We start from the raw sequence: 26,428 nt of genomic DNA on the forward strand, positions 1-26,428 counted from the left end.
GAATAAAGGCTTATTCCTTTTTTTCAGATATATTCCTGCGATTGTCTTGAGTGTTGCGATCAATCAATTTGTTGAACGGGTCGATACCTACTTCTACTGGTTTCTCATCTACCTTGATTTTGAAATCATTATTGATGTCGGTTATCTTCAGTTTTTGAAGGTACAGCACTTTAGGCTGATCGTTTTCCTCGTCATTCTCGCCAAAGACGCCAACCTCTATGTAATCTGCCAGCGGTAGAGATTCCAGAGCTTTTTTCTTGCCTTCTGGAGTGAATGTGATGCTGTCGTTCATCTCGTTTTTGTAACGTAGTTTTCCTTTGGCATTACTTCTCGCTTTTATCACTTGTGCATTGATGTCGACCTCATAGGTGCCATCGTGAAGTTGCTTGTAGCTACCATCATTTATCTGATTGTCATAGAGCGTAATGGTTTCAAACATGTCCTTAATCAAATATTGCAGGCTGTCTGGTGTCGCTGCTCTTATATCATCGACAAATTCTGTAGCGGTAGGATAAGGAGCTCCTTTGAATTGGTACTTTTCTGCAAAACGCTTTGCCACGTTATTAAAGTTCTTCTCACCTATGTAATCACTAATTGCGTAAAGAATAAGCGATCCCTTTTGATAGTGAATGTATTGCTGGTTCTCGTTGTACATCAAAGGATTCTCACCTATGCTTTCTGTTGTTCTTCCTAGTAGATAGCCGTCCATGGCATCTTTTAAGAAATTACGCATTTGGTATTTTCCATTGGTCTTTTCAAGAACCTTGAGCGAACTATATTCTGACATACTTTCTGATAGGAGTGTAGCACCTTTTGCATTAGCTCCTATCACTTGATGCGCCCACCACTGGTGTGCAAGCTCATGGGCCGTGATGCTAAATGGATAATCCACATTGTCATTGGACTCATCATCTACATCTGCAATAAATCCTATCGCTTCGCTAAATGGGATCGTATTGGGAAACGCCTGTGCAAAACCACCACCAGTTCTAGGGAACTCGATAATGCGAGCTTGTCTATGCTGGTAAGGCGTATAATTATCATTATAATAATCCAGTCCTTTCTTGAGACCTTTCATCATCCTGTCGATGTTGTAGTCATGCTGTGGATGATAATAAATCTCAAGCGCTACACCTTTATGGTTGTCCTTGAGCACTGCATAGCGACCACTCAAGAATGCATAGAAATTGAGCATTTTGGAATCCATCTTATAGTGGAAGTATCTGCGGCCATCTTCTTCCCATTCCTTGATCAAATAACCAGGAGCTATTGCGATCTGGTCAGGTGATGTGCTTACGGTCGCCTCAAAATCAATCCAATGAGCGTTGGGACCTAAATAGTTACGATCTCTAGCGCCAGGAGCTTCTGGAGCTGGTAGACGATCTTTAGGCGGTAGATTGTACTTTTCACGTACTTGAGTATTGCGTATTTCAAATTGCTCGTTGTAACCTATCGCGGGAAAAATCCCGTTATTGATGAATGTACCATTATCCAAAACCGGTGAATTGTTCTTGAGTAAGGTATTGGGTTCATTTTCTGTGGTAAATGAAAATTGAAGTGTATCACCTGGCATGAGTGGCGATTCAAATTGATACATGCGATAATCATAATCCTCGTTGTCATAAACAATTTCGCTCTTGCGATCCATTTCAATTGTTGTGGGACGATCAGGATAATTCACGTGCAGGGTATCAATGGGATACTGCGTCTGATTGACCATGGTATACGTAGCGCCAGCCTTGAAATCTCTGGTTTCTGGATAGATATCCATATAAGTGTTGATGGCGACCGTAATAGGTTGCGGCACGCCAGCAAACTTGCCCAACTCTTTTTCAAAGTTGACCTGTAGCTCTTCACGTTCCTTGCCTGTCATTTGCTCATCTAGGACATTGTTGAGGTACCACAAATAGCCACCTATACCTAGAAATACGATTAATGAAACTGCGATGGTTGCAGTAGTGGTTGTTGTGGTTCTCGCTTTCGCGAAAGCGAATCTCTCCTTCATACTGCTTCCCATGCCACGACGGTAAAACAAGACGGCCAGTGTAAATAAGGCTATTCCCAAAGCAATCCAATAGATGCGATACGTGTAGAAACTAGGTAGTCCAACGCCATAACCGTTCATGTCGCTAGGCGATGGAGAACTGCCACCTTGATTAAAGATGAATTGACCTTGCTCAACGCCTATCGCACTCATCAATAATGGTACGCCTACCGCAAAAACTAATAAGGTCAATAATCCTAGCCATTTGTTTTTGATCAATGTGTGAACCAATAGGGTAAGTAGGATCCATGGGATGAAATTCCAGGAATTGATTACGTATAAGTCAAAAAGGTATAGCGGTATCTCAAAATCAAAGAAGCCGTTGTAACCTTGGATGATCATACCGCTTATCATGACTATTAGCAATAAGGTCAATGTCATGAGGAATAACGCGATAAACTTGGATATCAGGATGGTCCAGTTTTGTGTAGGTGTCGCATCAATCATTTGCTTAAGATGTGACGAGTTGGCTCTATCCATAATCAAACCACCATAAAGAAAAATCAACAAGTAGATGAATATGGTGAAGAGTCCCGTGACAATACTGAGCATTAACCAGGTTTTAGGCAAGATACCTGTGCCATAAATCTCTCCAGACACGAGCATGGTCACCAGAGAAAATGCAAACGCGATGACGACAATAATGATAAAGGGCCAACCGGTCACGATATATTTCAAGTCTGATTTTGCCAGAACCCAAGCTGTTTTGAGCTGTCCTATAAAGGTAAAGTCTGCAGTGACTTTAGGCATTTTAATGGACTGAATGGTGCCAAAATTGCGCTTGATGGCGCGTTGGGCTTTTTTAGGCTTTAGCCTTAGATTGGTTGGATTTTGCGAAAAATTAAAACCAAATAGAACCGCAAAGAAAATGATGAGTGAGATACCCAACCATAACAAACGATTATACAACAAAGTGCCCTCTACTGGGATGAGTTGATTGCTCTGCTCTTCTGGAGACCAGTATCTTATTTTGATGTAGGTAGCGGCATCACCAGTAGGTTCCAGCAATTCTACCCAGTAGGTATCATCCATGGATTGTAGACTCGAACTTGCCGTTAGCTGCAGAATAATCATTACCAACACAAACATGAAGCCTATGTTGATGTTGCGTAAGAAGGCTGTAATGGAAAATACAATAATCCCGTAGAAAAATACATTAGGAATGATGTACAACAGGAATGGTTGCAAATAATTCATGATCTCAAAAGGACCTACCAATGCTTCATTAGCACCTGGCAGATAGAAACCTAACGTGGTACCTAAAACGCTGGCGAAGATGACTAACAAAGTGATCGTCATTCCAGCGCTGAATTTTGCGACCAGATAGGTAAACTTAGTTAGCGGATATGAATACAGGACATTATGCATGTTATTGTCAAAATCACGCTGTATGGTGCCACCCATGATCGAAGGAATCAATAGGTAGGTGAGCAACGCAAAAAAACCAAGCATGCTATAAATTCCCACCGCACTGTTGAGTTCGATGGATGAGGTTACCGTTACATTATCGCTATCAAATACGCCTACAGCGATAGCAGACAGCAACATGGCGAGTATAAATAGGGCACCTGCGTAGATGTAAAACAATGGTTTTTTGAACCAGGTTTTTATCTCGTGTGTATAAATAGTTGTAAACATCGACTATAGGGTTTCAGGTTGTGCGACCAAATCGTCGTTGCTCAATGTGGTGAAATAAACATCTTCCAATGTAGGAGCGCCAGCTATAAATTGATCGCTGGGTTGGGTTACGGCAAGCACTCGAACCTTGAGGTTGTTGTTCTCGTCAAAACTGGAAGAAATAACATTGTATTGTTTTTGAAGCTCTTCAATATTTTCTCGATCTACAACAGTGGTCCAAATCTTCCCTTGTAAACTTGCAACAAGTTCTTTAGGAGTTGCGTGAGCTAATATTTTACCGCCATTAAGGATTGCCATATCCGTACAAAGCTCCTTGACATCATCCACGATGTGCGTTGAGAAAATTACAATGTGATTGGTTCCTATCTCTCGCAGGACATTTAGGAAACGGTGTCTTTCTGCTGGGTCCAGACCTGCGGTAGGTTCATCTACAATGATAAGCTTAGGATCATTGAGCAGTAATTGGGCAATACCAAAACGTTGCTTCATACCACCAGAATAACCAGCAACATGCTTATGCTTGACATCACTTAGATTAGTTACCTCCAATGCTTTTTCTACAATAGCGTTGCGCTCTGATTTATTGGTGATGCCTTTAAGACTGGCGAAGTAATGCAAGAGATCCTCGGCACTCATTTTAGGATACACACCAAACTCTTGAGGTAAATACCCCAATGTTTTGCGAAATTCAATTTTCTCTTCCAGAACATTCAAGTCTTCTAGATGTATTTCTCCGCTATCAGGACTTTGCAAGGTCGCGATGGTACGCATTAGAGAGGATTTCCCGGCACCGTTGGGTCCCAGTAGGCCGAACATGCCGTTGTGTATATCTATAGTAACTCCATCCAGCGCCTTGACGCCGTTGTTGTATGTTTTGGAAACGTTTTTTAAACTTAGTATCATTCCAGTCTTTTTAGTTTGCAGTTGGACTGCCCAAAGTACAAAACGTTACAGAAATGTTAGGGAAATGGAGGTGAACCGCTCTTAGAAATTCAAACAACTTCTGTTTAAGCGCAGTGCGAGTGATGAACTCAAAATATCCTAGTATTGTAGCAGCTTTTGATTTAAAGAAGTCCTAACTGTGATTGTATTGCTGCTGTATTTTATTTTTTTAATTGGCGTCACCGTACCCTGCGGATTGCTCATTCAAAAAATCATGAGAATCCAGGCGTTATCACTGCTCGATCTATTCTGGTTAGGTATGGCCCTAATTACCGTCATGGCTGGCGTCTGGTGCTTGTTTCTGCCTTTGGATTTCAAGTTTGTGATCGTATTGATAATTTGTGTTATTCTCGCCATATGGGTGTGTCACGACCTGATTAAATTACACTGCTCCAGCGCGAAGCATTTTATATCAACGATTGCAACTAAGAACTTGGTTTGGGTCGTGATATGCACGGTATTGGTATTGGCAGCTGGAACGCTCTCTGGTTATGTACTCGATAACGACAGTTATTATTTGCAAACCATTCAATGGTTGGATAATTATGGATTGGTTCCTGGAATTGCGAACTGGCATCTGTTTCTGGCGCAACAAAGCGGTTTTCATATTTTGGAGTCGGCCTTAAATCTGGAATTTTTAGACCTAGAATTTAATGATCTTGGACTTTTCATGACCCTAGCGATGATTTTGTGGTCCACACTTCCCAGCAGCATTGAGGAAACAGTCTTTCAAAAGGCCTTTAGAAACTTGCTTGCTATGACATTCCCATTAATACTCTTATTGGGAACTGCTCCGTCGCCAGACGTTCTCGTCATATTGTTGTCTTATTATGTGATATATAAATTTTTGTTTGGAGCTAGCGAGTGGACCAATGTGTTTATGATTAGTGTGCTAACTGCTATGGCTTGCTATTTCAAGATAACATCTGTTTTACTCGGTGTTTTTCCATTGCTCATGATATTTAGGCTTAAAGAGGATCGATGGCGATCTACGTTGCATTTCTGTGGATTAGGTCTCCTATTTGGCGGATTGTTTATGGCAAAAAATATCCTTGCGAGTGCCTATCCCTTATTTCCGTTGACGTCTGTTTCTCTGGATGTCGACTGGCTGGTGCCTGTGGAAATGATTCGATTTTATAAGGATGCGACAATCGCGCAGGCTTATGGAATTTCCTTTACAGAATTGAATCAGCTGAATGGATGGCAGTGCTTTTTGCTCTGGATCCAGCAAGCTGGAATGGAAGGTTTGATGAATAAAGGGATTTTTCTACTGGTCATCTCTAGCGTATGTGGAGCCTTTTTTTACAGGCATAAGCCCAAAATCGTTACCGTGCTTTTGGTATTTGTGTCGTTTGCTTTGATCATGGCGTTAAGCTCGCCGCAAGCGCGATTTTTTCTTCCTTTTTTGATTCCCGCAACCATGGTGTTGTTGCTTTCGACCTTCAGCATGGCAAGGAACTATAGTTTGGGAATTGCAAGGTTCGCGGTGATTTCTGGTGTCTGTATTTTGTTGCTGCCATCCATCATTCGGCTATCAACAGATAATGAGCGCATGAAAAATGTACCTGAGTTTGAACACAGCAACTTGCTGTTTCCATTGCAGAGAAGTAGGTATAGTGACGCTTTCGCGAAAGCGAACATCAACAACATCCAGTACAACGATCCCACAGGTGATGATTTCTTTTATGGGACCTATGACGTGCCCTTGCCGGCAGCCCAGAAAGAATATCTGGATTATTTCAAAACCTATTATCAGGTCTCGCCAGAGTATCGTGGCGATACACCAGTAGAAGGTTTTAGAGCGGTGAAAAACTAGAGATCGTCCACGTAGGTAAAGCCTTGATCATTTTTGATATCCTGAAGCTTATTGAAATATTTATGTATGCTCTTGCGGTCGGCTTTTATCTTGACAAAATAATTATCCATGTAGACACTATATTCTTCTGCCTGGCCTTTGTACAGTGTCAATTTGTAGAACGGTATAGGTAGCGCATAGGTTTCCAACAAAGACCTGAATCTTAGAATTATCCCTTTTTCTCTTATCTCAATATTGCAGGTATTGGCATTATTGTCCAGTACCATCAGGTTATGGATCTGTATGCTGCAGCTGGTCATGATCAATTTGGGCGATCCAGAACCCTTGATTTTCCAGCGTTCTTTTAAAGTAAGCATATTGCCCACTTTTTCACGTATTTCTCTATCGATCTTTGGGTTGTTGTAGGAGACGTTGTGCAGCATAGCGTAAAGTTACAATCTTAGTCTGTGCTTAGGGACAAGCCTTTCATAATAGTTATATTTGTGCGTTTACAAATTACCTATGACACTGCCGGAACAACTGGAAAAAAGTACGATTGAAATTGTTTATTCGCTGTTTGATGTAACGCTGGATAAAGTAGATATATCGCTCACCCGTAAAGATCAACAAGGCGATTATACCGTCATGGTTTTCCCTATGTTGCGCCATATCAAAGGCAATCCAGCGGTGATAGGCAAGCAGATAGGTGAACGCCTGCGAGCGGAGAGTGATCTGGTTTCTGATATTGAAGTAATTAAGGGTTTCCTTAACCTGACGCTTTCTTATAAAGCATTCCTTAAAGATTTTAATTCCATTTTACTCAATGCTAATTATGGCACTACGCCTGTAAATAGTGATGTACCTGGAATGATGGTAGAGTATAGCTCGCCTAACACCAATAAACCATTACACCTAGGACACATTAGAAATATTGTGCTGGGGTATTCTACTGCATTGATCATAGAAGCTACCGGTAAGTACGTAGTCAAAACGCAGATCATCAATGATCGAGGCATCCACATTTGTAAGTCCATGCTGGCATGGCTCAAGTATGGTGAAGGAGTGACTCCAGAATCTGCCGGTGTCAAAGGCGATAAGCTGGTAGGTGACTTTTACGTAAAATTTGATCAGGAATACAAGAAGGAAGTTGCTGCCTTGATACGCAACGGTATTCCAGAAGAAGAGGCTAAAAAACGAGCGCCGTCCATTCTTGAAGCGCAGGAAATGTTGCGTAAATGGGAAAATGGCGATGATGAGGTAGTGCGATTATGGAAAATGATGAACGGCTGGGTATATGCTGGTTTTGATACGACCTATCGCAGTCTAGGCGTCACTTTTGATAGTTTGTATTATGAAAGTGACACCTATCTATTAGGAAAGGATGTGATTGCCCACGGACTTAACACCGGTGTATTTTATAGAAAGGAAGATGGATCTGTATGGATCGATCTGACTGACGATGGTCTGGATGAAAAAATTGTATTGCGCAGCGATGGTACTGCCGTCTATATGACGCAAGATATAGGTACCGCGATCCAGCGTGTACGTGATCATGATGTGGATGGAATGGTCTACACCGTGGGTAATGAGCAGGATTACCACTTCAAAGTGTTGTTCCTGATCATGAAAAAACTGGGCTATGAATGGGCAGATAACCTGTACCACTTAAGTTACGGAATGATTGAATTGCCGTCTGGTAAAATGAAATCCCGTGAAGGTACCGTCGTCGATGCTGATGATATGATTCAAGAGATGACTGATACCGCTCGCGAAATCGCCCAAGAGCAAGGCAAGTTGGAAGGTCTGTCCAATGACGAGAAAGAAGAGTTATACCATATGATAGGTTTGGGCGCCTTGAAATATTTCATGCTCAAGATTGATCCTAAAAAGAGCATGGTGTTTGACCCTAAGGAATCTGTAGATTTTCAGGGTAATACAGGTCCTTTTATCCAATATGCACATGCTAGGATTCAGTCGATTCTTAAGAAGGCCAACTTTAATGATCAAGCCCTACAGGCCGCTATAAATTTACCGCTCATTGAGAAAGATCTTGCCGTCATTAAGTTGATCCAGCAATATCCAGAAACAGTAGCTTCAGCAGCTCGCAATTATAGTCCGGCATTGATAGCCAACTATTTATTTGATTTGGTGAAGGAGTTCAATAGTTTTTATCAAAACGTGCCTAAGATTGTTGAGGAAGAAAATGCCGACCTCAAACACTTTAGACTTTTGTTGTGCTACAAAACAGCTCGCATTATTAAGAGCGGTTGCGCCCTTCTAGGCATCCAGGTGCCAGATCAGATGTAAGGCATCGATAGGCTTTTGGTTTTACTAGGTTATATTCACAATTCAATTTTCTGAATTTGCAAATCACCCTTTACACACCACAATTTAAAGACCAATGGGATCAATGCGTCCGCGAGTCTCATAGTGGTTGTTTCTTGCATGAGCGTGATTTTATGGAATATCACGCACATCGATTTGAAGATCATAGCCTAATGTTTTTTGATAACGATACACTTGTTGCTTGCTTTCCCGCGCACATCATTGACAACAATTTGAAAAGCCATCGCGGCTTGACTTATGGTGGATTCTTCGCTTCTGCGAAAGCGAATTTATTTTCAGATTTCTTGCAAGAGTTGATCGATTACTCCAAAAACCAAGGTTTTGACAGATTAGACCTAAAATTGCCACCACAGTATTATAATCCAAATTTTAATGCGGAATGGTCCGTTCTCAAAAACAACAGTTTTGAAACGAGCCAGGAATCTGTAGATCTAGTAGTGGATTTGACCCAAGAATGGCAACCTAGTCCCAAAAAAACAATTGGTTATCGCAACGGAAAGTTTGAAAAGTTGAAGTTGATTAAGGACGTTCATCTTAAAGATTTCTGGAGTGATTTGTTAGAACCTCAATTAATGGCCAGACATCAAGCGAGACCGGTCCACAGCATTGAGGAAATTGAATTGTTGCAAAAGTTGTTTCCTGATCAAATTCTACAATATGGTGTTGAGGTTGATGATATGTTAGTCGCTGGTATCACTTTGTTTGATTTTGGAAACATTCTTAAGGTTCAATATGCCGCCGCAAATAAGCAAGGCTTTGAGCACAATGCGATGGACTTTTTATACCTAGAAATCATAAAGGAAGCTAAAGAGCAGAAGAAAGAATTCGTCGACTTGGGAACTGTCAATCATCCAGATGGCAGTGTCAATGAAGGCCTTAAGAGATTCAAACAGCAATTAGGCGCCACAACCACCTCAGTTTTTGAACTAACTTTAAGCTTATGAATTTTTCCAAACGCAGTTTTCACTTCTCGGTATTTTCTATCGTTCTGATGGTGGCCTTTCTCATTTTGTCCATGAGTAACAGGAATGGAAGTACCGCTTTGGATAGTGTGGTGGGTTATCTGATCACCCTATTTTTTGTAACCGTGATCATCGGTTTTGTACTGGCTCTACTCAGCATTAAGGAAAAAGCGAGTTTGAAAAAGCACATAGCCCTGGTAGTGAACATAGGCCTGGCGTTGTTGCTCACTTACCACACGCTCCAAAATCTATCCACCATCTCAAAGGCATTTTCCTAATTACTTGATTACTTTTACGATAACCTAATCTAGAACCTATCGACTTTCACATTCCATATCTGGATATCAAAGCACTACAGCGTCGTTTTTCCCAACGAGATAGCGAGGCCCTGCAAGAATTGCAGGATCTGGGTATTTACATTGGTGGTGAGCCTGTTACAAGGTTTGAAATGGATTATGCCCAATATTGTGGCACTCAATTTTGTATAGGAACCGGTAACGGACTCGATGCACTGACGATCATTCTACGTGCCGAAAAGCAGTTGGGAAGACTACCTGAAAATGCTCGTATACTCGTGCCAGCGCATACCTACATCGCCACTTTTTTAAGCATTACAGAGGCTGGCATGCATCCTATTCCCGTGGATGTCCACCATCTATTGATCACAAAGGATGTGGTAGAGAAACACCTTGAAAATGTGGATGCGATAGTGGCCGTAGATATTTATGGAAAACTGGTGGATGATGAGGTGTACGCTTTCGCGAAAGCGAACCACAAACCCATCTATACAGACGCGGCACAATCCCATGGAGCTAAAACCAGCAACGGTGATCGATCTGGAAGTCGTGGTATGGCCAGCGCATTTTCATTTTATCCCACAAAGAATCTGGGCGCTCTAGGAGATGCCGGTGCGATCACGACCAATGACGAAGAACTTGCCGTAATGGCACGTCGTATGGCTAATTATGGTAGGACCTCACGGTTTGTCAATGATATGAAAGGTGTTAACAGCAGGCTGGATCCCTTGCAGGCGTCATTTCTCAATAACAGGTTGCTGTTTCTGGATAACGACAATAAAAAACGGAAAAAGATCGCGCAGGTTTACATGGAGCAGATTGAGAATCCCAAAGTCAAACTACCTCCAGCTGATTTTCTAGAGTCTAATTCCATTCATGTGTTTCCAATTTTTCTGGAAGAAAGAGATCAATTTGTGGCCTATCTGGAAGATCGCGGCATTCAAACCAATAGGCATTATGCCATACCACCGCACCAGCAACTGGCATTTAAGGAATTCAATGACATGAGCTTCCCACAAACGGAATATCTTCATGATAGTGAGGTAAGTTTGCCCTGCCATCCTTTACTGGAAGATCATGAAGTCCAGGAAATTGTGATTGCCATAAACGAGTATTCATGAGACAATTGCTGCGATACTTCAATCGCAATTTGTTGCTTAAAGTTGCCGGTTTCAATTCCATTCATATTGTTATACGCATCGCTACTGGTGCGGTCATGTCTTGGGTAGTGGCTAATTTTCTGGGGACAACAGGAATGGCTGTGATGGGTAATTTCCGCAATTTTTTTCAAGGGCTGCAAACCTTTAGTGTTTTGGGAATGGAAAACGGATTGGTGCGCTATGCTGCCCAACATAAAGACAATACTCAAGAACTTAAATCCATTTTCTCTACCGCATGGATCGCTGCGCTTTCGGCATCTTTATTTATTGGAGTAACCATTTTTTTTTCGGCCACATTTCTAGATGCTTATCTCATAGGCTTAGAACGCAGCTACGCCTTCATTTTTAGAGGTCTTGCGATCACCATGCCGTTCTATATTCTATTCATTGTGGTCAGTTCCATATTACAGGGTTTCGAATGGTATAAGACCTATGTTTCGGTCAATATTGTGATCAATTTGATCGCTTTTGGGACTAGCGTATTATTGATTTACAATTATTTATTGGATGGAGCAATGATTGCCATTGTTGCGACTCCAGTACTACAGTGTGTGATCGCGGTGATTATCTGGTGGCGTTTGAAAAAAACTTTTACCTTGAAGACGTTGCTATCCAGTGGTTTTTCTCAAGATAAATTCAAGCCGTTGATGAGTTACAGCAGCATGGCACTGATCAGTGCTTTGTTGATACCCGTAACTTTCATTGCGATACGACAGGATGTGCGCGGCGTTTTGGGCGATAGTACCGCAGGCAATTGGGAAGGTTTACAACGTATTTCTGGATACTACATGATGTTCGTAACGACCCTAGTGAGTTTGTATGTATTACCTAATTTAAGTAAAGACGCATCTTATCAGAATTACAGATCTACCGTTTTCCATTTTTATAAAACGATATTGATTCCTATCAGCTTAGGTTTGGTCGCTATTTACTTGAGTAGAGATCTTATTGTCAGCTATCTCTTTTCTGAAGAGTTTACAGGAATGTTGCCTTTATTCAAGTGGCAGCTCGCTGGTGATTTCATCAAAGCAATCACCACGGTTCTTGCCTTTAGATTCATTGCGGTGAATGACTTGAAGCGTTATGCGATCGCTGAGGTGGTCAGTCTAGCCTCTTTTTTTATCGCAAACTACTTTTTGATCAGGATCTATGGCAGTGAAGGCGTCGTCATGGCGCACCTCGCCAGTTACTTGATTTATCTGGTAGTGATTGTGGTGATGTTGCGTAAGGAATTATTCCACAATTAACGACTGCGAACGCTATCTGTATCGATGCGTCGAATCTCGCGTCCCAGACTATCGGTTTTTCTTATCTGGATATTATCCTGTGGTTTAGTCACTACCGCCACATAGGTATGTGTGGTATCTGCGTCCTTTTTCGGGATAAGCGTCAGTAGATCTTTGGAGGATTTTGCAGGAATGCTGGTAATGATGGGACGATCTGCCCGTCGACGGAAACCATCGCTCTCCACTTTAAAGAACAGGCTCAAAGGCTTGTCTGTTACATTAGTGGCTACATAAACAATTTTCTTATGTTCTTTTCTGACGCTAATCTCGATGCCTTCCGGTTCTTGACTTGCAGTATGAAACAGAAAGATGGGAATCCATAAGAGGTACTTCAACATGGTCATGCTTTTTTATTGAATAATTCTTTGGCTTTCTCTCGTTGTGTGGCAATGAAGTCTTCGCCAAATGCGTCCGTCAATTCTTTGTTCCTTTTATTCATGTAAGCCAGTTCAGGTCCCATCAAATTACAACCGTAGAACTCATAGCCTACATTGTAATTCTGGATAAGATATTGTCTAAAAAAGACTTCAAATTTACTAAGCTGTCCCGTCAAACTTCCCAAGGTAACATATATCAGACCAGAACTGGTGCCTTGCTGGCCTATGGGTTGTAAAACCGAAGCATTGGAATTAGCGACAAGAACTTCTAGATTTTCAGGTTGTTGCTCTGACTTTTTACCGGTGGTGATGACGACTTGTGCCACGCAAAGCTGTGCCGTAAGGAAGAGAAGAAGTAGTAAAGAATATTTCATAGTGTTTCTTATCGATGGAAGTAAGGCTTATCCTGTTTTGACCAGCTATCTTTGTAAAAGTATAAAATTGAGGGTAAATAAGTTACTGGCTTTAGTTAAGTTCGCTTTCGCGAAAGCGAAACATCAAAACATCCTCAACGTCAAATACTGACCTGAATCCATTTTAAATAACCAATACCCATGAAGCTCAACCTACATCGTCCCATCTGTTTTTTTGATCTGGAAACCACTGGAACCAATATTTCCAAGGATAGAATTGTTGAGATTTCCATACACAAGGTATTTCCTGATGGTAGTGAAAAGACGTATACCTACAGGGTTAATCCAACAGTCCCAATTCCAGCAGAAACCACCGCAGTCCATGGTATTACAGATGATATGGTGGCTAATGAGCCCACTTTTAAAGAGCTTGCCCGCGAGATCAATAACATTATAAAGGATTCTGATCTGGCTGGGTTCAACTCCAACCGTTTTGATATCCCATTGTTAGCCGAGGAAATGTTACGTGCCGATGTGGATTTTGATATGGGCAATAGAAATGCGATCGATGTGCAGAATATCTTCCACAAAATGGAACAGCGCACACTAGTGGCGGCCTATAAATTCTATTGTGATAAGGACCTCACTGACGCGCACAGCGCAGAGGCAGATACCATCGCGACCTATGAGGTGCTCAAGGGCCAGTTGGAACGTTATCCAGAGCTTGATAATGACATGAAATCCCTAGCAGAATTTTCTACCAGACGCAAACCTGTGGATTTTGCAGGTATGTTAGCTTATAACGAGAAAGGTGAGGAGTGCTTTAACTTTGGTAAGCACAAAGGCAAACGTGTCGTGGATGTGCTTGAAAACGAGCCAGGTTATTATAGCTGGATTCAGAACGCTGATTTCCCACTTTATACTAAAAAGGTCTTGACGGCGATCAAACTGCGCGGATTTAACCAGTAGAGTAATCTAATTCCCTAAAATTATTGAGATTTATCTTAGCTTTAGGCAAAACTCTTGCTTGAAGGTATTTCTATTTATTGCTAGCTTTTTCTTTAGTTTTCTCTTGGTGCAGGCGCAAGAGTTGCCACCGGTGCGCAACTTTTCACCAGCAACCTACGGCGCCGAAAATCAAAATTGGAAGATCGCACAGTCTGAGGACCGAAATTTGTTTTTCGCGAACAATCAAGGACTGTTAGAGTACAATGGAGAACATTGGTATCTATATCCTACACCTAACGAGAGCATTATGCGGTCTGTTGAGTGGCATGAAGATCGTGTCTATACAGGATCTTACATGGATTTTGGTTACTGGGAGCGACAAAACGATGGGACACTGACTTATACATCCATGGTTGATTCCCTCAACGTTTCCATCTTGGAAGATGAGCAATTCTGGGACATCATTTCTAGTGAATCTATCGTTTTGATACAGTCCTTAAGTCGTATTTATGCCTATAATCCAGAAGATAAAACGGTTCAAACTGTCGTAGAAAAACAAGGACTCACCAAAATCTTCAAAGTTGGGAATGGGATCTACTTTCATGTAACTGGGCAAGGCCTTTATCAGATTGTTAGCGGTCAACCGCAGCTCATCATTAAACAGGATTTGATAGATGGTAACGTCATAGGTATGCGAGATAGTGATCGAGGAATCAAGCTTGTTACTGCCGCAAATTCCCTTTATATATTTGAGAATGATTCTCTGGAACTTATCTCGACCAATCAATTTTTCAGGCCGGTCACGGTTTATTCCGCAGTGGCCATTGAAGGTGATGGTTTTGCTGTAGGAACCATATCCAACGGTTTGTTAGTCATGGATGGTGCTGGTGTGGTGGACTATCAAATAAATCAATCCAATGGACTGTCAAACAATACCGTTTTATCTGTATTTGTAGACGCAGATGACAATTTATGGGCAGGTCTAGATAATGGTATTGATTATATCAACCTTACCTCAAGGTTCAAAACTTTCATAGATAGGGAAGGCAAGCTGGGAACTATTTATGACGCTATTTATCATAAAGAACATCTGTATCTGGGATCTAATCAAGGGTTGTATGTTAGACCACCCAATCAAAAAACGTTTGAATTTATTGAAGGAACTAAAGGTCAGGTATGGAGTTTAAAGGAGATTGATGGAACCTTGTTCTGTGGTCACAACCTTGGAACCTTTATCATCGACGGAAAGATAGCCACCCAAATTGCTTTTGAGGAAGGCACGTGGGACGTACAACCACTAGAAGGAACTACAGACCTTATTCTTCAGGGAAATTATAGTGGTCTTTTTGTTTTACAAAGAGAAAATAACACGTGGAGTCTCAGGAATAAACTGGAAGGATTTGACATAAGCTCTAAAGATCTGGTGATAGATGGTCAACAGATTTTTGTAGGACATGAGTACAAAGGATTGTATGAACTTGATGTAAGCGACGATTTCCGCACCGTTGAAAATTATAAACTTATAGATGCCGTAGGTACTGGAATTAATTCTGATGTGATTCAATTAGGTGGTGACGTTCTGTATTCCACACCACGAGGTATTTATGTCAAGACCGAGACATCTGATAGTTTCAAAAAAAATGAGGTGCTATCATCATTTATAGAATCCAATGGATATACTTCTGGTAAGATGATCAAAATCAATGAAGGTTCCTTCTGGATGTTTTCTGATCAATCATTGATTCAAATTAACAAAGAGCCCATCAACGACACGTTTGAAGCTAAGAATATCTTGATACCGCACTTTAAAAGATCTGAAACCAAAGGGTATGAAAGCCTGATTCAATTACCCAACCAAAACTATCTCATCGCAACGTCTCAGGGTTATCTACTTTGGGATAATAAGGACACTGAAGAGGTCAAAGGAAAAGTAGTAATAGATAGAGTGCGGATAAGTAACAGGAATGGCTCTAGTAAACTATTGGATCTTGATCAAAACAATAGTATGGATCACAGAACTAATGCAGTTGAGTTCTTTTTTCATGTGACCGATTATAACGTATTCGATAGCGTTAAGTATCAATATTTTTTAGATGGAGACAGTGACTCATGGTCCAATGTTTTTGAGAAAGGTTCCATTCTCTTTGAAAACCTTAGTCATGGAGACTATCAACTGAGATTAAGATCTGTCGTTAACGGTTCTCTTGCAGAGGATGAGGCTGTTTTTTCTTTTACAATTGAACCGCCGTTTTATTTTTCTAGAACAGCAATCGTAATTTATGTGATCATAATATTAGGTATTCTGTTTCTAATGGGACGCATTTTTAGATGGTATTACAATAGAAAAAGAAATCTGGATCTAGAGAAGCAACGTCAGCAAATGGAGCTTAATTTGCTAAAAAGTCAAAAGGATATTGCAGACTTAAAAAACAAACAACTCAATTCTGATATTGAATCCAGAAACAGAGATTTAGCCATTAAAACAATGGCTATGATTAGGAAGAACGAAACTCTTAATCAGTTGAGAGGTGAGTTAGATAACCTACCTACCACACAAGAATCCAAATCATTAAAAAAGATGCTGGATAAGAGTTTAAACAGCAAACAAGATTGGGTTGCTTTTGAAGAAGCTTTCAATAATGCGGATAAAGACTTTTTCAAAAAGATAAAGGAGAAACATCCTAATTTGACGTCTGGTGATTTGCGCCTATGTGTTTATTTAAGACTCAATCTTTCTTCTAAAGAGATCGCTCCGCTTTTAAATATTTCTCCTCGTAGTGTAGAAATTAAGCGATATCGTTTGCGTAAAAAAATGGGATTATCTCGAGATGATAGTCTTACTGGATACATTGTTGAGATTTAATTAGGAATATTTTTTCTAAAACTAACTCAACATCACTACATCAAAACCAGTATTTCATATCATTTTTTACCAAGACGATAATTTAATACTGCTGTTTCTTAGATAAGTATAAAGAAACTATCTTATTTTTATTGATCACATGATTTGTTTGGGTTTGTATATTTATTGTAGAGGTTCTAAATTTTACTTAAAATTTTACTAAAGCTATATTTATAAATCTTATCGACGGACGTATCATGTTCTATAAATTTTCGATCAAGGATTACATAATTTTTAAATAACTGACCCGTATGAAAAAGTTCTTTTTAAGCATTTTATTGATTTTTTCAATATCCCTGAGTTTTTCTCAGGTTCAGAAAGTATCAGTGATGGACGATGTTAACGGTCAGACATTGATTGTTGACGGCAAACCATTCATCATTAATGGTATGAACTGGGATTACGTACCTATAGGTAAGAACTACTCCTATAATTTCTGGGCACAGTCGGATGACTTTATAAAGGCAGCCTTAGATAGCGAGATGGGATTGCTAAAAAACATGGGCGTGAATACAATACGTGTCTATGTAGGTATTCAACCTAAATGGGTGCAGTTCATATATGAGAATTATGGAATATATACCATGATCAATCATTCCTTTGGGCGATATGGATTGACCATCAATGGCACTTGGTTCCCAAATACAGAGTATGCTGATCCAGCCACTCAAGAGCTGCTACTTAGGGAAACGAAAGCTATGGTTGAGGAGTTTAAGGACACGCCTGGATTGTTAATGTTTATGCTAGGAAATGAAAACAACTATGGACTTTCTTGGGGTGGAGCAGAGACCGAAGATATTCCTATAGAGACAGAAGGTACAGTTATCACAAGAGCTAGAGCAATGTATAAATTGTTTAATGAGGCTGTTGTTGAGATGAAAAAACTTGATACAAAGCATCCAGTGGCAATCTGTAATGGAGACCTTTTATACTTGGATCTAGTAGCTGAATACTGTACAGATATTGATATTTATGCAACCAACATGTATCGTGGTGTTTCTTTTAGTGACGCTTTTGAAAGGGTGAAAAATGAATTAGGTAAACCCATCATGTTTTCAGAGTTTGGTGCAGATGCCTTTAACGCATTGGACAACCGTGAAGATCAAAAAATGCAGGCGTACTATATGCTGAATAATTGGAAGGAGATTTACGAGAACGTTGCTGGATTAGGAAAAGCTGAAAACTCCTTAGGAGGATTCACTTTTCAATTTAGTGACGGTTGGTGGAAACGTGGACAAACCAAAGATCTCGACATTCATAATACAGAAGCAAGTTGGTTGAGTGGTGGTTATACCTTAGATACCGATGGTACTACCAAAAACATGAATGAAGAATGGTTTGGGATTTGTGCCAAAGGATTTTCAAATGAACGAGGTCTTTATGATTTGTATCCGCGAGCGGCCTACTACACCTTAAAAGAAGTTCATCAACTTAACCCATATGCTAGCAATATGACTTTAGAAAGTATGAAGAATTACTTTGACAGCATTAGTCTGATGGATGCGGTGCTACGTGGTCGTGGTGATGCAGCTGCTTTGGGTGGCGGCGGTAGTGGGCCAAAATTAGCAATCAGTAACCTTAGTGCCAGATTTACCACTTTTACTACTGGTGGATCCTTGATCACCACTCCAGAGACAGCAGATCCAGATTCCAACGCCTTTCCAGACGAATTGGGCTTTGATCACATGCAATCTTATTTTATAGGTATAGAAGGAAAGCCAGCTGCTAATATGCGTGCTAATGTCAACTTCAACGTCATTGGCAAAGTGGCGCAAAATCCTATCAACGAAATATTTTACGAGAATAGAGCAAGACCTGTTGTCTCCTTGGATCAGAATAATCAGCGTGTTATCATTGACGATGTGAATCGTGTGAATGTTTATGATGCAGAGTTTGAATGGAACGCTAAAGACTTTGATTTACGTGGTTTCTACAGGACCGGACATTATCATTGGGGTTATGAAGGTGACTTCTTCGGGTTGTATCCAGAAGCAAATTATGGACCTAACTTAGATATTTACGGCGGTGAAATTTTAGGAGCTGAAATCGATGGTAAAGGAGTATTAGATGGCGCAAAAGCAGCTTTTGGTCCGCAACTTTGGTGGGGTGCCAACCCAACCGCTCTCTTCAAGTACCGTAGAAACATAGCTGGAGTAGATGTTACTGGAATCTACCATCGAGATGTTGAAACTGAAATAATTTTAGGAGATGATGGTCGTAGGGAATTAAATCCAAATCAATTACGTAGTGGTATCATTCCTCCATTCCCTACAGAAAGAGCTACCATCGTTTTAGAAAAGGAGATTGGTAAATTTGGATTTACTTTAGGTGGTATTTGGGCTGGAAGTCCTCTTAATGGAACTACCTATCAAGATGTTGCAGGTAGTCCTGGAAACTATACTGTTTTTCAAGATAGAGTCAAGTCAAGCGACAATTGGGGTGGAAAAGCCAAAATCACATACCAAGGCGGTAAAATCAATTGGTATGCACAAGGTGGTATCAATGGTTTGGTAGCTCAAGGTGGTGCAGATCAAACCCAAACATTTACTGGTTGGAGGCTGAGAGATATCGGTAGTGGTAATATGTCTAATTTTCTAACTGGATTTACTTATTCTTTAGGTGATTGGCAAATAGCACCCAATTTCTTATACCAAAAACCATTAGTGGAGGCGATTCCTAGTGATGCTGGAGCACCCGCAAGGTTGAGAAATGTTATTGATGATCCATTTGCCGTAAGAGCTAACCGGGAAACTACCGCTGGAGAATTGTTGCTGACGTTCGACCCGACTCCCGGTACATGGTTTTATGAATGGGACAATGATAGATCTGAAGACGCTCCGCTTGCATTTAGTGCCGGATTTGTTTTCTGGCATTTACCAACGAAGCAGGATGCCCACATTGGTTTTAATGCCAATAGAGAATTTTTTCCTTTCCCAGATTCAGTTCCTGCTGAAGACTTATGGGAAGCAAATAGTAGAATTGTTTCTAAGATTTCGCCAGAATTGGCATTAATTGGTAACCTATACTACGGTAAGTCCCAACCTAATGGAGATAGTGAAAGACTAATCTATCGATATGGTGGTGATGTAAGATTGGTGTACAATAAAATGAAATTGGTTTCAGAAGTTAAGTTTAATGATTGGGGTCCTTATGATTATCACAGAGACTTCAACCTAACATTCCCACTGCAATTGATGTTAGATCTTTCATATTCAATTGGTAAACCGGATTGGTTCATTTTACCAAGCACAGTAATGGGTATAAGAGGTACCTGGAGATCTTTGGATCAATTCTCACCTAGATACAGCCCCAATAATGCTGCCGAATTTGCCGACCAGCCAACCATCAGCCCTGTAGGATTCCCTAATGGATCCGAATGGGAAATAAGAACTTACGTTCATATCAATATTGGAAAATAATATAGCAATGATGAAAAAGAGATATAATATAATTTGGAAAAGCCTAGCACTTCTGGGCGTGGCCGCAGCTGTTTTGATAGGTTGTGAACGTGAAATTTCAGACGATGCTGTAGAAGCGTTGTTCTCAGATAATCCAGACGTTTTTATTGATAGCTTTAGCTCTGGACTTGAATATTTACCTTTTGGTGGTTCAAAGCAAGATGCTTTTACAGTCGATACTGAAACGGTCTTTGAAGGTTCTGCATCCATGCGATTTGATGTGCCTAACGTCGGTGATCCTGATGGTGCCTTTGCAGGTGCTATTTTTCCAGACTTGAATGGTGGAAGAAATCTAACTAAATATGACGCACTTACATTCTATGCCAAGGCTACAACGGCTGGTACCATAAATGAAATTGGTTTTGGTCAAGATTTTGGAGAGGCAAGATACTTAGTGACTCGCCTGAATCTTAGACTGACTACAAATTGGAGAAAATACGTTATCCCTATTCCAGACCCTTCTGTACTTACTCAAGAATCTGGATTGCTATGGTATTCAGAAGGTCCAGAAGATGGTGACGGTTATACGTTCTGGCTTGATAATGTACAGTTTGAAAAATTAGGAACAGTAGCTCAACCTAGGCCGTCAATTTTGAATGGTCAAGATCTAGCACAACAATCTTTTATTAGTTCCTCATTGACAATTGACGGTTTGGGACAAACTTTCAATACAGCAAACGGACAAGATGTTACCGTGATTCCCGCACCTGCCTATTTCGATTTTAGATCTTCAGATCCTTCCGTAGCTGCTGTTGACGAACAAGGTCGGGTTACAGTCGTTAGTGCAGGAACAGCAATAATCACGGCCTCATTAAATGGGGTTGACGCTACTGGATCACTAAACATAGAGTCTGTAGGAGCATTTCCACATGCTCCCGTACCTACCAGGCCTGCCTCAAACGTCACTTCATTATTTAGCGACGCTTACGAAAACGTACCAGTGAGACACTATAATGGTTTTTTTGCACCCTTTCAAACCACACAAGGCGGCGCCGGATCTGACCCAAATAATGTTGATATACAGGCTCCTTTTGCAGATGGCTCCTTAGACAATATTATCAATTATACGCAATTAAACTTTGTGAGTATAGGAATGTATGAAACGGTTCCTAATGTAGATGTCAGCTCACGAACCACTTTTCATGTAGATATTAACGTGAGAGAAACAGTTAATAATGGGGACTTTATTCGAATAGAATTGGAAACTGGAACAGGAAGCGGCCAGGTATCTGGTAGCTCTTTTACCATTTCAGCTGCGATGTTAAGAAACGTTGATGATGACGGTTGGGCTAGTATTGATATACCGCTATCAAGTTTTAGCGGGTTTAATAATCGATCTAGGTTAGGGCAGGTTTTCTTTATTTCTGACAATACAATATCAAATATCTGGGTAGATAATGTCTATTTCTATAATCAGTAAAATCAAATTTGATAACCTTAAAATAAGAAATATGAATACGCCATTTATAAAGCAGTTAAAATTAAAACTTAACAGTATAGTTCCGATCTTTTTGATTTGCACAATTGTAAGCTGTGAGAATGATGAAAAGCAGACGGTGACCACTTTGAATAAATTAGTCCTTGCAGAGGAGTTTGATGTGGACGGTGCTCCAGATCCTAACTTATGGAGTTACGATCTAGGCGATGGTACGGCACGTGGACTGGTAGGTTGGGGAAACAATGAACTCCAATTTTATACCGACCGACCAGAAAACATTGTGGTGGAAGATGGTATGTTAAAGATCACTGCGATCAGAGAAAACTTTCAAGGATCCCAATACACGTCAGCTAGAATTCTGACTGAAAATAAATTCCAAAAGAAATATGGTCGCTTTGAAGCGAGAATGAAGCTGCCCTACAGCCAGGGAATCTGGCCGGCATTCTGGATGCTGGGCGATGATCAGAATGGTACACTGGTCTGGCCACAATTGGGCGAGATCGACATTATGGAGTATCGCGGTCAGAATCCTACTGAAGTTTTGGGAAGCGTTCACGGACCAGGATATTCTGGTGGCAATGCGCAATCAAAATCCTACATGCTTACCAATGATAGGTTTGATACAGATTTCCACATTTTTGGAATAGAATGGGGACCTAACTACATCAACTATTATGTGGATGATGTGCTTTACAATCAAATCACTCCAGACGATGTCGATGGCGAGTGGGTTTTCAACAACAATGAATTTTATATGTTGATCAACCTTGCTGTAGGCGGCTCCTTTGTAGGCGCACCCAATGAAAACACCGTGCTTCCGCAAACTCTATTTGTGGATTATGTGAGGGTTTACGAGTAAGAAATAATTCTAGTTCATGAGATTTTGAGGGAATACGCTTTCGCGAAAGCGTAACATTTCCATATTCCATGTGCTTCATACAGACCAATTAAACAAGTAAGAAAGTAGAATCTGACCAAAGAAATGACCGAAAACAAAACCTATCTAGGAGAACAAAAAGCCACTTTCCCAAATCACGGAGTGAAGGGAGAACTGGTAGATTTCCAAGGCGAAACCTATTATAAGATAAGTAACCACGACGCGATGCGCCCATTTTTCATGAGCATCGTTAGCGATTCCAACCACTGGATGTTCATCTCCAGTAATGGTGGGCTTACTGCAGGTCGCAAGAATAGTGACTCAGCATTGTTTCCCTATTATACGGACGATAAGATTACAGAGTCCTTTGATATTACGGGAAGCAAAACCATCATAAGAGTGCATACCAGCGATCGCGACCAGCTTTGGGAGCCGTTCTCCAATAGGTACACGGGTATTTATGCCATCACACGAAATCTTTATAAAAATGTTTACGGGAACAAACTCATTTTTGAAGAGATCAATGAAGACTTACAATTAACCTATCGATATCACTGGAACTCAAGTGATCAATATGGCTTTGTCAAGAGATCGCAATTGATCAACAGTGGCGATCAAAAAGTGAATCTAACCGTACTAGATGGATTGCAGAATATACTGCCGGCGACCGTTGGTGAAGACCTTCAAAAAGCATCCAGTAACTTAGTTGATGCCTACAAAAGAACAGAATTAAAGGAAGACACTGGAATAGGCATTATTGCGTTAAGTGCTGTAATCGTCGATAAGGCAGAGCCTAGCGAGGCACTCAAAGCAAATATTGCCTGGTCACTAGGTCTTGAAAATCCTACCTACCTCATTTCAACATTGCAATTGGATCCATTCAGAAAGGGCCACCAAGTAACTCCAGAAACAGATGTGAAGGCAGAAAAAGGCGCCTATTTCACGGTTTCAGAAATGACCATCGCGGCAGGAGACAAAAAGGAATGGTATTACCTAGCTGATGTCAATCAGAACATCGTTACCATCAACGAAATTTCTGCACAGATCAAAGATGATAAAGACTTGATTCAAAAGATCAACGATGATATCGAATTGGGATCCCAAAAATTAAATGCGCTGGTAGCAGCATCTGATGGATTGCAATGCACCGCAGATCCTTTGACTAACAATCGTCACTTTTCAAATACCATGTTCAACATCATGCGTGGTGGTATTTTTGACGACAACTACACTGTTGAAAAGGAAGATTTTTTAGAGTACCTGCAAGCAGCCAATGCTCAGGTTTTCAAAGAAGCGCAGCCATGGTTGGAACACCTTTCATCAGATTTCAATCAGCAGGAGCTTATTGAGATTGCAAATGCTCACGATAATCCAGATTTCAAACGTCTGGCGATAGAATATCTGCCACTTAAATTTAGCCGTAGACATGGCGACCCTAGTCGTCCTTGGAATAAGTTCTCCATCAATACGCGCAGTGAGGTAGATGGTTCAAAAATTCTGGATTACGAGGGAAACTGGCGCGACATCTTTCAAAACTGGGAAGCCCTAGCACATTCCTATCCTGAATTTATTGAAGGAATGATCCACAAGTTTCTAAACGCGACAACGCTCGATGGGTACAATCCTTACAGGGTCACTAAAGGCGGTTTTGACTGGGAAGTCATTGAAGAGGATGATCCATGGAGTTATATAGGATATTGGGGTGACCACCAGATTATTTATTTGCTCAAATTCCTTGAGTTTATTAAATCCTATTATCCAGAGAAATTAGAAGGTTTCCTTAATGAAGATATTTTTGTTTATGCTAACGTTCCATATAAAATCAAGAGCTATGCAGATATCAAAAAGAATCCTAAGGATACCATAGACTTTGATTACGACCTACAGGAAACCATAGAGGAACGACGCAACCACCTAGGCGCTGATGGCGCCTTGCTCAAGAATCAATCTGGTGAAATCTACCGTGTTAACTTATTGGAAAAACTATTGGTAACCACACTGGCCAAAGTTTCCAATTTCATCCCAGAAGGTGGTATCTGGTTGAACACACAGCGACCTGAATGGAATGATGCCAACAATGCCCTAGTAGGAAATGGTGTTTCCATGGTGACTTTGTATTACTTAAGAAGATTCCTGAATTACTTCAAGGAATTCATCACAGATTCAGATTTTGAAGATTCTTCAATATCTGTTGAGTTGTATGAGTTTTTCAATGCGGTTCACAAGACCTTGAGTGATCATAAAGATGTCATTAGTGGTTCCATCGATGATCACCAGCGTCGTTTGATACTGGATGGTGTGGCACAACCGGCCAGTGATTATAGAACAAAAATTTACTGCCAGAATTTCTCTGGCGTGAAAAAAAGCGTCTCAAAACAGGACCTGTTGGATTTTGTCACTGTTTCCTTGGACTATCTAGATCATAGTATTGATGCCAACTTGCGTCAAGATGGTATGTATCACGCATACAACCTAATGACCATTGAGGACAATGGCGACATCAGTATTTCCTATTTATCTGAAATGCTGGAAGGCCAAGTGGCTGTTTTAAGTTCTGGTTACCTTAACCCAACTCAGGCATTATCGGTTATGGATGGCCTCAAGTCCAGCGCCCTTTTTAGAGAAGACCAATACAGTTACATTTTATATCCCAACAAGCAGTTGCCTGGTTTTGAGGAGAAGAATATCATTCCAAAAGATCATGTCCAACAGTCACAGCTACTGCAACAATTATTAAAGGATGGCAATCAAAAAGTGGTCGTACAAGACAATCATGGCGATTACCATTTCAATGCTAATTTCAATAATGCCAATAGTTTAAAGGCTGCCTTGAAACAACTTCCACAATCTGTTTATGGTAGCTTGATTGAAAAGGAACAGCAGCAATTGGAAAAAACCTTTGAAGCAGTATTCAACCACAAAGCCTTTACAGGTAGATCAGGTACGTTCTTCGGTTATGAAGGTTTGGGTTCTATCTATTGGCACATGGTTTCAAAACTATTATTGGCCGTTCAGGAGTGCTGTCTTGATGCTATCAGCAGCGGCGCGAGTGATGAAATTGTAGGTAATATGTTGGATCACTATTACGAGATCCAGGCAGGAATAGGTTCACATAAGTCGCCTAAACTTTATGGTGCAGTACCTACAGACCCTTATTCTCACACACCTGCTACAAAGGGTGCGCAGCAACCAGGAATGACTGGTCAGGTGAAAGAAGATATCTTAAGCCGTTTTGGCGAACTGGGATTGGTTGTGAAAAACGGCATCTTGAATTTCAAGCCTAGTTTATTGCGCAAGCAGGAATTTTTGAAATCGGTGCATGATTTTGAATATGTAGATCTGCACAAGAATAAACAAACCATCCAGATCAATTCAGGATCGCTGGCCTTCACCTATTGTCAGGTGCCCGTAGTGTACACTTTGAGCGATAAGAAACACGTCAAAGTTACCTTCAAGGATGGCAAAACAAAGCAGTTTGAAGACTTGAAGCTGGATCTTGCTACAAGCCATCAATTGTTCAAACGCACAGATGAGATCGACAACATAGAGGTATTTATTGATAAATAAAAAGGGATTGTGAATGAGTTCGCTTTCGCGAAAGCGAAA

17 protein-coding genes are annotated in these 26,428 nt (G+C 40.7%); 12 read left to right on the forward strand and 5 right to left on the reverse strand.

Annotation, left to right across the window (positions count from 1 at the left end; translation table 11 throughout):
* Window positions 1-10 precede the first annotated feature (10 nt).
* A complete protein-coding gene (locus BST86_RS01025) occupies window positions 11-3,682 on the reverse strand; it encodes a M1 family aminopeptidase (protein ID WP_105981635.1) in 3,672 nt (1,223 codons plus the stop codon).
* A 3-nt stretch (window positions 3,683-3,685) separates the two neighbouring features.
* Window positions 3,686-4,585, reverse strand: a complete 900-nt coding sequence (locus BST86_RS01030) for an ABC transporter ATP-binding protein (RefSeq protein ID WP_105981636.1) — start codon at window positions 4,583-4,585, stop codon at window positions 3,686-3,688.
* A 178-nt stretch (window positions 4,586-4,763) separates the two neighbouring features.
* Here BST86_RS01030 and BST86_RS01035 point away from each other — a divergent pair, with 178 nt between their 5' ends.
* Window positions 4,764-6,440 (forward strand): LIC_10190 family membrane protein, encoded by a 1,677-nt coding sequence (locus BST86_RS01035; protein WP_105981637.1) that lies wholly within the window; start codon window positions 4,764-4,766, stop codon window positions 6,438-6,440.
* Here the strand turns inward: BST86_RS01035 and BST86_RS01040 are convergent.
* On the reverse strand, window positions 6,437-6,862 hold the full coding sequence (locus tag BST86_RS01040; protein WP_105981638.1) for a hypothetical protein: 426 nt from the start codon (window positions 6,860-6,862) through the stop codon (window positions 6,437-6,439). The genes BST86_RS01035 and BST86_RS01040 overlap by 4 nt on opposite strands.
* Before the next feature lie 79 nt (window positions 6,863-6,941).
* On the opposite strand from BST86_RS01040, the gene argS reads away from it, so the two are divergent.
* The 5 genes from argS to BST86_RS01065 all read left to right on the forward strand — a co-directional run bounded on the left by argS (window position 6,942) and on the right by BST86_RS01065 (window position 12,430).
* Window positions 6,942-8,726: an arginine--tRNA ligase gene (argS, locus tag BST86_RS01045; RefSeq protein ID WP_105981639.1), complete on the forward strand. Its 1,785-nt coding sequence runs from the start codon at window positions 6,942-6,944 to the stop codon at window positions 8,724-8,726.
* Window positions 8,727-8,782: 56 nt separating this feature from the next.
* Window positions 8,783-9,709, forward strand: coding sequence for a GNAT family N-acetyltransferase (locus BST86_RS01050; protein WP_146126681.1), 927 nt, complete (start codon window positions 8,783-8,785; stop codon window positions 9,707-9,709).
* A complete protein-coding gene (locus tag BST86_RS01055; protein ID WP_105981641.1) occupies window positions 9,706-10,005 on the forward strand; it encodes a hypothetical protein in 300 nt (99 codons plus the stop codon). Before BST86_RS01050 ends, BST86_RS01055 begins: the two co-directional genes overlap by 4 nt.
* 65 nt (window positions 10,006-10,070) lie before the next feature.
* Window positions 10,071-11,144: a DegT/DnrJ/EryC1/StrS family aminotransferase gene (locus BST86_RS01060; RefSeq protein WP_242446549.1), complete on the forward strand. Its 1,074-nt coding sequence runs from the start codon at window positions 10,071-10,073 to the stop codon at window positions 11,142-11,144.
* Window positions 11,141-12,430, forward strand: coding sequence for an O-antigen translocase (locus BST86_RS01065; RefSeq protein WP_105981643.1), 1,290 nt, complete (start codon window positions 11,141-11,143; stop codon window positions 12,428-12,430). The genes BST86_RS01060 and BST86_RS01065 overlap by 4 nt, the downstream gene beginning before the upstream one ends.
* On the opposite strand, the gene BST86_RS01070 is transcribed toward BST86_RS01065, so the two are convergent.
* Together BST86_RS01070 and BST86_RS01075 are read right to left on the reverse strand one after the other, a co-directional pair.
* Window positions 12,427-12,807, reverse strand: coding sequence for a hypothetical protein (locus tag BST86_RS01070; RefSeq protein WP_242446426.1), 381 nt, complete (start codon window positions 12,805-12,807; stop codon window positions 12,427-12,429). The two genes, BST86_RS01065 and BST86_RS01070, sit on opposite strands and share 4 nt — an antisense overlap.
* Window positions 12,808-12,809: 2 nt before the next feature.
* Window positions 12,810-13,220: a hypothetical protein gene (locus tag BST86_RS01075; RefSeq protein WP_146126682.1), complete on the reverse strand. Its 411-nt coding sequence runs from the start codon at window positions 13,218-13,220 to the stop codon at window positions 12,810-12,812.
* Window positions 13,221-13,400: 180 nt separating this feature from the next.
* Here BST86_RS01075 and BST86_RS01085 point away from each other — a divergent pair, with 180 nt between their 5' ends.
* From BST86_RS01085 to BST86_RS01110, 6 genes are all read left to right on the forward strand, one after another.
* Window positions 13,401-14,168 (forward strand): 3'-5' exonuclease, encoded by a 768-nt coding sequence (locus BST86_RS01085; protein WP_105981647.1) that lies wholly within the window; start codon window positions 13,401-13,403, stop codon window positions 14,166-14,168.
* Window positions 14,169-14,226: 58 nt separating this feature from the next.
* Window positions 14,227-17,010, forward strand: a complete 2,784-nt coding sequence (locus BST86_RS01090; RefSeq protein WP_105981648.1) for a helix-turn-helix and ligand-binding sensor domain-containing protein — start codon at window positions 14,227-14,229, stop codon at window positions 17,008-17,010.
* A 290-nt stretch (window positions 17,011-17,300) separates the two neighbouring features.
* A complete protein-coding gene (locus BST86_RS01095; RefSeq protein WP_105981649.1) occupies window positions 17,301-20,468 on the forward strand; it encodes a glycoside hydrolase family 2 TIM barrel-domain containing protein in 3,168 nt (1,055 codons plus the stop codon).
* A 7-nt stretch (window positions 20,469-20,475) separates the two neighbouring features.
* Window positions 20,476-21,927, forward strand: coding sequence for an Ig-like domain-containing protein (locus BST86_RS01100; protein ID WP_242446427.1), 1,452 nt, complete (start codon window positions 20,476-20,478; stop codon window positions 21,925-21,927).
* A 31-nt stretch (window positions 21,928-21,958) separates the two neighbouring features.
* Complete coding sequence (locus BST86_RS01105) at window positions 21,959-22,804, forward strand: glycoside hydrolase family 16 protein (RefSeq protein ID WP_105983906.1); 846 nt, start codon at window positions 21,959-21,961, stop codon at window positions 22,802-22,804.
* 123 nt (window positions 22,805-22,927) lie between these two features.
* Window positions 22,928-26,389 carry a hypothetical protein gene (locus BST86_RS01110; RefSeq protein WP_105981651.1) on the forward strand — a complete coding sequence of 1,154 codons (3,462 nt, stop codon included), beginning with the start codon at window positions 22,928-22,930 and terminating at the stop codon, window positions 26,387-26,389.
* The last annotated feature ends 39 nt before the right edge of the window (window positions 26,390-26,428 follow it).

It is taken from the genome of Nonlabens agnitus (genome assembly GCF_002994045.1).
Taxonomy (GTDB): domain Bacteria; phylum Bacteroidota; class Bacteroidia; order Flavobacteriales; family Flavobacteriaceae; genus Nonlabens; species Nonlabens agnitus.